Genomic DNA, 7,725 nt, shown 5'->3' on the forward strand with positions numbered 1-7,725 from the left:
GCATCCAGGTCGATGAACTTGCCGTCAGTCTGGAAGGTGTAATGCCCGTTCAGCAGGATGTGCCGCCAGGCCGCTGGCGACATCTGCGTGATCAAGGGGTTTGGGGAGCAATGGAACCAAAAACCAACGTATATGTGACAGGTACGACATGCTGATAGGCTACATGCGGGTATCGAAGGCGGACGGCTCCCAGGCTACCGATTTGCAGCGCGACGCGCTGATTGCCGCCGGGGTCGATCCAGTACATCTTTACGAGGACCAGGCATCCGGCATGCGCAAGGATCGGCCCGGCTTGACGAGCTGCCTGAAGGCGTTGCGAACTGGCGACACACTGGTCGTGTGGAAACTGGATCGGCTCGGACGCGACCTGCGACATCTCATCAACACCGTGCACGACCTGACTGGGCGCGGCATCGGCTTGAAGGTATTAACCGGGCACGGCGCGGCCATCGACACCACGACCGCCGCCGGCAAGCTGGTCTTTGGCATCTTCGCCGCCCTGGCCGAGTTCGAGCGCGAGTTGATCGCGGAGCGCACGATTGCCGGCCTAGCCTCGGCCCGCGCGCGCGGGCGGAAAGGCGGCCGGCCGTTCAAGATGACCGCCGCCAAGCTGCGGCTGGCGATGGCGGCAATGGGTCAGCCAGAGACCAAGGTCGGCGACCTGTGCCAGGAACTTGGCGTCACGCGGCAGACCCTGTATCGGCATGTTTCACCCAAGGGTGAGCTACGTCCAGATGGCGAGAAGCTACTCAGCCGAATTTGATGCCGGCATGAGGCAACGTAGCGACAGCGTGGTTTGTCTCAATGGGAAGCGCTCATGATCGATCTTTGAAGGCCCGCAGCAGTCGTGTCACAGACAGGACGAACAAACCGGTCAGCGTGAGGGCTGCGATACCCCAGTACTCTCCGATGAACGCGCCGGCCGTCGTGCCGGCCAGCACAATGGCGAGAATCGGCAAATGGCAGGGACAGGTGAGCACGGCCAGCGCGCCCCACAGGTAGCCGGTGATCGGTTTGTGCGTCTCGGACGGCAAGCGCTCGGGGCTGTTCATGGCAGACTCTCCGCGTGCTGTGCCGGCTCGGTCGGCATGGTGGCCAACTGCACCTCCAGATCGGCCAACGCTTCGCGCCGACGCTCGACGAACTGGCGCAGAACGGCAAGCTGCGCGGCCGCTTCATCGCCGTCCGCAGCATCCAGCGCCCGGCACAGCCGCGCCAGCGCGTCCAGGCCGATGCCCGCCTCGAAGGCCGCCCGCACGAAGCACAGCCGTTGCAAGGCGGCATCATCGAACAGGCCATAGCCGCCCGGGGTGCACGCCACCGGACGCAGCAATCCGCGCAGCAGGTAGTCGCGCACGATATGCACGCTCACCCCGGCATCAAGGGCCAGCCGGGACACGGTGTAGGCGCTCATTGAAAACCTCCTTTTTTTATCCAGCGCAGCAGGAAAGTTGCTTCACGTCCTTGTTGAAGGTCTGCGCCGCAAGCTTCAACCCCTCGACCATTGTCAGGTAGGGGAACAACTGGTCGGCCAGTTCCTGCACCGTCATGCGGTTGCGGATGGCGAGCACCGCCGTCTGGATCAGTTCGCCCGCTTCCGGGGCCACCGCCTGCACGCCGATGAGCCGTCCGCTACCTTCCTCGATGACCAGCTTGATGAAGCCGCGTGTGTCGAAGTTGGCAAGCGCTCGCGGAACGTTGTCGAGTGTCAGCGTGCGACTGTCGGTCTCGATGCCATCGTGGTGCGCTTCCGCCTCGCTGTAGCCCACGGTGGCGACTTGCGGGTCGGTGAACACCACTGCCGGCATCGCGGTCAGATTGAGGGCTGCGTCGCCGCCGGTCATGTTGATCGCGGCACGGGTGCCGGCGGCCGCTGCCACGTAGACGAACTGCGGCTGGTCGGTGCAGTCGCCGGCCGCGTAGATGTTCGGGTTGCTCGTGCGCATGCCTTGGTCGATAACGATGGCCCCTTGCGCATTGACAGTGACCCCCGCCGCGTCCAGCGCGAGGCTGCGCGTATTCGGTGCCCGACCGGTGGCAACCAGCAACTTGTCAGCGCGCAATTCACCGTGTCCGGTGGTCAGCACGAATTCGCCGTTCACATGGGCGACCTGGCTGGCTTGCGTGTGCTCCAGCACCTCGATGCCCTCGGCGCGGAAAGCGGCTGTCACGGCCTCGCCGATGGCCGGGTCTTCCCGGAAGAACAAGGTGCTGCGTGCCAGGATCGTGACCTGGCTGCCGAGCCGGGCAAAGGCTTGCGCCAGTTCCAACGCCACCACCGACGAACCGATCACGGCCAGGCGTGCGGGAATGGTGTCGCTGACAAGCGCTTCGGTGGAAGTCCAGTAGGGTGACTCTTTCAGGCCCGGAATCGGCGGCACGGCCGGACTGGCACCGGTGGCGACCAGGCAGCGGTCGAACGTTACCTCGCGCTCGCCACCCTCGTTCAAACGGACGACCAGGCTCTGGTCGTCCTTGAAACGCGCTTCACCGTGCAAAACGGTGATGGCTGGATTGCCGTCCAGGATGCCTTCGTATTTGGCGTGCCGCAGTTCATCGACACGGGCCTGCTGCTGGGCCAGCAGTTTGCTGCGGTCAATCGCAGGCACAGTTGCCGCAATACCGCCGTCGAACGGACTTTCCCGGCGCAGATGGGCAATATGGGCAGCGCGGATCATGATCTTGGACGGCACACAGCCGATATTGACGCAGGTGCCGCCGATGGTGCCGCGTTCGATCAGCGTGACCGTCGCGCCTTGCTCGACGGCCTTCAGCGCCGCCGCCATCGCGGCCCCGCCGCTGCCAATGATGGCGATATGCAAACCGGCGCCCTCAAGTGCATCACGGATTTTTGGTTCATCTTTGAAATCACCAACCCGGATCGAGCCTTGATAACCCAATGCGGCGATGGCGGCCAGCAGTTGGTTGTGGCTCACGGCGGTGTCTGCCATGACTTGCGCGCGGCTTTCTGGATAGGACACCACAGCGGCATTCACGCCGGGAATCTTTTCCAAAGCATCTTTGACATGGGTGGCGCAGGATGTGCAGGTCATGCCATTCACGGTGATTTCGGTCATTTTTTTACTCCATTGAATTTCGGGGTGCAGCAGGCATCGGCTTGGCGTTTTCGTTGGATGGCGTAGATGGTCAAGCCGATGAAAATCGCCAGCGCAGGCAGCAGCACATAGTCCAGATAGCCGGTCAGCGCGGACAAGCTGACCACACCGAGCAAAATGACCAGAACAGGGGTGAAGCAACACAGCGCCACGAGGGTTGTGCCAATGATGCTGACCCGCAGCAGTGTCTTCGGGTCTTTCATGATCAGTTCTTGACTGATGATGGGTAGCCCGCATCCTCGGTAGCCTTGGTCAGTTTCTGCACGCTGGTCTTGGCATCATCGAAGGTGACCACCGCTTCGCGCGTCTCGAAGGTCACGTCAACTTTACTGACGCCATCGACCTTGGAAATCGCCTTCTTGACAGTGATCGGACAGGCCGAGCAGGTCATGCCCGGTACGGACAGCGTAACGGTCTGGGTGGCGGCCCACACGGGGGCAACAACGGCAGCGAGGGCAAGGGCGGAAAGCAGCTTTTTCATGGTGAACTCCTGTGATCAATAGAAAAATGGCACGACGTAGGGAAATCCGAGCGCGACCAAAACCAGCACGGCCACGCCCCAGAAAATGAGCTTGTAAGTAGCTCGCACTTGGGGAATCGCGCAAACCTCACCCGGTTTGCAGGCGGCTGACGGCCGGTAGATGCGCCGCCAGGCGAAGAACAACGCCACCAGCGCCACGCCGATAAAGATGGGGCGATAGGGTTCCAACACCGTCAAGTTGCCGATCCAAGCGCCGCTGAACCCCAAGGCGATCAGAACCAGCGGCCCGAGGCAGCAAGCCGAGGCGAGGATGGCGGCCAGCCCGCCAGTGAAGAGCGCGCCGCGCCCGTTTTGAGGTTCAGACATACGTTTGTCCTTTCGAATCTGAATTGGATAGCTTAAGCTTACTTCCGTAGTTATGTACGGAGTCAAGCGATATGGAAAACAATTTGGAGAACCTGACCATTGGCGTTTTCGCCAGGACGGCCGGGGTCAATGTGGAGACCATCCGGTTCTATCAGCGCAAGGGCTTGCTCCCGGAACCGGACAAGCCTTACGGCAGCATTCGCCGCTATGGCGAGACGGATGTAACGCGGGTGCGCTTCGTGAAATCAGCCCAGCGGTTGGGCTTCAGCCTGGATGAGATCGCCGAGCTGCTGCGGCTGGAGGATGGCACCCATTGCGAGGAAGCCAGCAGCCTGGCCGAGCACAAGCTCAAGGACGTGCGCGAGAGGATGGCTGACCTGGCGCGCATGGAGGCCGTGCTGTCTGATTTGGTGTGCGCCTGCCATGCGCGGAAGGGGAACGTTTCCTGCCCGCTGATTGCGTCACTGCAAGGGAAGAAAGAACCGCGCAGTGCGGACGCGGTGTAGCCCGAGGGAACTACGCCTTAGCGTGCTTTATTTTCCGTTTTCTGAGGCGACTCCAACGTCAGAAAAGACCGTGCGGTCGACTTTTGATATTTCGTGCTGTCGCCTTCTGAAAGTGACAGGCTCGGTTCGTTAAGCTCCCCACGCTACGGTTCAAATAACTGGTACGCTTTATCAAAGTTCAACTATTACTAACGTAGTCGAGTAAACGGTACTTTTGATGAAGATCGGTTATGCGCGAGTGAGCACTCGGGATCAGAAAGCCGACCTACAAGTCGATGCCCTGAAACAGGCCGGGTGCGAACGCATCTACCAAGACATCGCCAGCGGCGCGAAAAGCGCCCGTCCGGAACTGGACAAACTGCTGGCCAACGTGCGTCCGGGTGATGCCGTGGTGATCTGGAAACTGGATCGCCTCGGGCGCTCGCTCAAGCACCTGGTCGAGCTGGTCGGCGAGCTGGCAGAGCGTAAGGTCGGCTTGCAGAGCCTGAATGACCCCATCGACACCACCCATGCCCAAGGCCGCCTGGTGTTCAACCTGTTCGCCTCGCTGGCCGAGTTCGAGCGCGAGCTGATCCGCGAGCGGACTCAGGCGGGCCTGTCGGCCGCACGGTCGCGGGGCCGGATCGGTGGCCGTCCCAAGGGTCTGCCCGCCAAGGCCGAGGCCACCGCCATGGCGGCGCAAACGCTGTACCGCGAGGGTCGCCTGAGCGTCAGCGCCATCGGCGAGAAGCTACACATCTCCAAGAGCACACTGTACAGCTACCTGCGCCACCGGGGTGTCGAGATCGGCGCATACCAGAAGAGCGCCCGGTCACGCGATCAGCAGATCACGGCCTCGTCGTCATCGCCGGCAGAGCCGCCCGCTGTCGAGCGGGTGGCCACCGTCACCCTGCGCCTGGCGGTGGTGAATAACAGCAAGTTCGTGCGCGGCCGGAAACGGGCCAAGGAGAACATCGAGCGCTACTGCCTGGAACCCTACGGCATGAAACGGCTGGAGTCGGGCCACTACGAGTTGGCCATTTCGTATCGAAGCGACGACGAGCTGGACAAGACCGTGCACGACCTGCTGACCGAGATCAGCCAGGAAGCCGACATGCGCAACTGCTTCATCGAGGCGGATGCCTGGGAAGAAGGCACCGAGCGCAGGTGGTAGGGCTTACGTTGGTTTTTGGTTCCATTGCTCCCCAAACCCCACAAACCTCTTTCGTAATCCGGCATAAAGTCATTTTTGCGTCGTCTTGAATCGCCCATAGCGCTTGACCCTATAGCAGCTATAGGGTGTTCACTCGGGCATCTACTGCGTAAGTGAGATCCAGATGAATACCGCTCTCAGCATTGCCATTGATGAGGCCTTCTTCCAGGCTAGGAAAGCACTTAATGAAGAGGCGCCAACCGAGGCTTTCTCCTGGCTGGAGCGAGCCCACATATTGAGCCAGCGAATGCCTATTCTTCATGCTCAGAGCCATTGGCTGATGCTGAGGGCCGGCTGGCAGTTGCGCGACTTACGAAAGGTGCTCAGCCAAGTACCGCGAATCATGGCGGCCCTGCTGTTCTCGAAGATCTGGGTGCCGCTCGGAAACAGCGGGCGCGCCAGGGTCAGTGCTTTTGCGCCGATGCCTATTTCACCGGAGCTGCAGCGACTTCTTCAAGGAGAAATGCAATGAGGTCGTCTCCTAGATCACCTCTTGTTGCTCCTGGGTTCTGGTGGATGCTATCGCTAGCCATTGCCTCGGCCGACCTAGCGTTGAAAAGCGCAATTACGGGTTCGCTCCCGGTCGGCACCGTGATTCCTCTCACCCCGTTCTTCAACCTGGTTCACTTCTGGAATACCGGTGCAGCGTTCAGCTTCCTGGCTGACGCGGGTGGTTGGCAGCGTTACTTCTTCATTGTCATAGCTTTGGTCGTTTCGATCGTGCTGGCTCTGATATTGCGTAAACGCAGAGCCAAAAGCGAAGCCCTAGGCTATAGCCTTATCTTGGGCGGGGCAGTTGGGAATCTGATTGATCGCGCATTTCGAGGCCATGTAATCGACTACCTGGATTTTTACTGGCTGTCCTGGCATTGGCCTGCGTTTAACCTGGCGGATATTGCTATCGTCGGTGGCGCCGCCATGTTGATCCTGAGCAGTTTGCTAAGCCCAAATGCGGAAGCCGGCCGAGTCAACGAATGAAAGGCTCGCTCTCAACGGATACCGTACGCTGGGCAGGCCAGGCCTGGATAGGGCCCGGCATCGGCATCTTTCATGGCCGTGCCGGCCACCAGGAGTGGCACCACCATCAGGCGCATCAGATTTCAGTGGGCCTCGATTCACCTGTATCGGTTGAAACCCCGTTGGGCATTCAAACAGGGGCTGCCATCTTCATCGCCGCGGGCCTGAAACACCGGATCAGTGCTGGTCGAGTGCTGTCGATCTATCTGGATGCACTATCCGATGAAGCCCCAACTATGCGGGGTACCGAAGAAGCAAGGGTAGTCGTGATCGCCCCGGCGGACGTAGTAGCGATTATCGATATGCTGCGCGAGACAGGACATACCGCTCTCCAGGTTAGGACGGGGGTGCGCCAGGCACTGCGGCTACCCGATCCACCGATTCCAGATCCTCGCTTGACAAAGGTGATTGAAGCGCTGCATAGAGGCCAAATGAGGCGCGAAGAAATGGCCGCGTTGGTGCATTTATCCCCTACACGGTTTTCCCATTGGTTCGTGGAACAGACAGGCTTGCCGCTGCGCAGCTATGCGAAATGGTTACGTCTCACACAAGCCCTACAGCACCTAGCCAAAGGGGGTCTACTCACTGAAGCGGCCCATGAGGCGGGCTTTTCTGACTCGGCACATTTCTCCCGGACATTCCGGGCACTGCTGGGCATCGATCCTTCCTCCGCCCTGGCTGAAGTCGATCTTCAGGGGTCGTAGCTCTTTCGTTCAAGCCGAAAGCGGACCTTCCCACATACAGTCATGGCTCCCTACTCAGGAGCTGAGCGATGTCTATTCCCTTGCGATTCGCCATACGGTGGCTGAGCTATCCACTTGTGTTTGGCGGCTGTGCCTCCTTCATGATTTGGGCGCTGTATGCAGGTATACCGTATTGGCCCACCACACCCATAGTCGCCGCGGCGGGGCTGCTACTCATTGCTGGCTTGGAGCGCATCCAGCCTTTTCGGCGGTAACCGTCCGCCGAACCCATCTCCCCGCTTCTTCCAGATAGCGGCATGGTGTGCACCTATTTTTGGTGGACACCATTTCAAGCCACTTTCTG

The 7,725-nt window shown here is 60.4% G+C and carries 12 protein-coding genes; 6 read left to right on the forward strand and 6 right to left on the reverse strand.

The window, feature by feature from the left end:
• Positions 1–148: 148 nt before the first annotated feature.
• Positions 149–763 (forward strand): recombinase family protein, encoded by a 615-nt coding sequence (locus tag ACIGHL_RS22565; RefSeq protein ID WP_046622512.1) that lies wholly within the window; start codon positions 149–151, stop codon positions 761–763.
• A gap of 52 nt (positions 764–815) precedes the next feature.
• On the opposite strand, the gene merE is transcribed toward ACIGHL_RS22565, so the two are convergent.
• From merE to merT, 6 genes are read right to left on the reverse strand one after another with little or no spacing between them, the layout of a single operon-like run.
• The gene (merE, locus tag ACIGHL_RS22570) at positions 816–1,052 is read right to left on the reverse strand and encodes a broad-spectrum mercury transporter MerE (protein ID WP_001087809.1); all 237 of its coding nucleotides are present in this window, start codon (positions 1,050–1,052) and stop codon (positions 816–818) included.
• Positions 1,049–1,414 (reverse strand): mercury resistance co-regulator MerD, encoded by a 366-nt coding sequence (gene merD, locus ACIGHL_RS22575; RefSeq protein WP_003465059.1) that lies wholly within the window; start codon positions 1,412–1,414, stop codon positions 1,049–1,051. The genes merE and merD overlap by 4 nt, the downstream gene beginning before the upstream one ends.
• A 16-nt stretch (positions 1,415–1,430) precedes the next feature.
• The gene (gene merA / locus ACIGHL_RS22580; RefSeq protein WP_000136268.1) at positions 1,431–3,077 is read right to left on the reverse strand and encodes a mercury(II) reductase; all 1,647 of its coding nucleotides are present in this window, start codon (positions 3,075–3,077) and stop codon (positions 1,431–1,433) included.
• A complete protein-coding gene (gene merF / locus ACIGHL_RS22585) occupies positions 3,074–3,319 on the reverse strand; it encodes a mercury resistance system transport protein MerF (RefSeq protein WP_023083081.1) in 246 nt (81 codons plus the stop codon). Before merF ends, merA begins: the two co-directional genes overlap by 4 nt.
• Positions 3,320–3,321: 2 nt before the next feature.
• Positions 3,322–3,597, reverse strand: a complete 276-nt coding sequence (merP, locus tag ACIGHL_RS22590) for a mercury resistance system periplasmic binding protein MerP (protein WP_000735441.1) — start codon at positions 3,595–3,597, stop codon at positions 3,322–3,324.
• A 15-nt stretch (positions 3,598–3,612) separates the two neighbouring features.
• Positions 3,613–3,963 carry a mercuric ion transporter MerT gene (gene merT / locus ACIGHL_RS22595; protein WP_001294667.1) on the reverse strand — a complete coding sequence of 117 codons (351 nt, stop codon included), beginning with the start codon at positions 3,961–3,963 and terminating at the stop codon, positions 3,613–3,615.
• Positions 3,964–4,034: 71 nt separating this feature from the next.
• Here merT and merR point away from each other — a divergent pair, with 71 nt between their 5' ends.
• The 5 genes from merR to ACIGHL_RS22620 all read left to right on the forward strand — a co-directional run bounded on the left by merR (position 4,035) and on the right by ACIGHL_RS22620 (position 7,382).
• Entirely contained in the window at positions 4,035–4,469 is a 435-nt protein-coding gene (gene merR / locus ACIGHL_RS22600) for a mercury resistance transcriptional regulator MerR (protein ID WP_000429838.1), read from the forward strand.
• A gap of 217 nt (positions 4,470–4,686) precedes the next feature.
• On the forward strand, positions 4,687–5,622 hold the full coding sequence (locus tag ACIGHL_RS22605; protein ID WP_003089068.1) for a recombinase family protein: 936 nt from the start codon (positions 4,687–4,689) through the stop codon (positions 5,620–5,622).
• A 163-nt stretch (positions 5,623–5,785) separates the two neighbouring features.
• Positions 5,786–6,133, forward strand: coding sequence for a DUF3703 domain-containing protein (locus ACIGHL_RS22610; RefSeq protein WP_044727165.1), 348 nt, complete (start codon positions 5,786–5,788; stop codon positions 6,131–6,133).
• A complete protein-coding gene (gene lspA, locus ACIGHL_RS22615) occupies positions 6,130–6,639 on the forward strand; it encodes a signal peptidase II (protein WP_023083083.1) in 510 nt (169 codons plus the stop codon). Before ACIGHL_RS22610 ends, lspA begins: the two co-directional genes overlap by 4 nt.
• The gene (locus ACIGHL_RS22620; protein WP_023083084.1) at positions 6,636–7,382 is read left to right on the forward strand and encodes a helix-turn-helix transcriptional regulator; all 747 of its coding nucleotides are present in this window, start codon (positions 6,636–6,638) and stop codon (positions 7,380–7,382) included. The genes lspA and ACIGHL_RS22620 overlap by 4 nt, the downstream gene beginning before the upstream one ends.
• Positions 7,383–7,725 lie beyond the last annotated feature (343 nt).

Source organism: Pseudomonas sp. NPDC077451 (assembly GCF_044543345.1).
GTDB lineage: Bacteria > Pseudomonadota > Gammaproteobacteria > Pseudomonadales > Pseudomonadaceae > Stutzerimonas.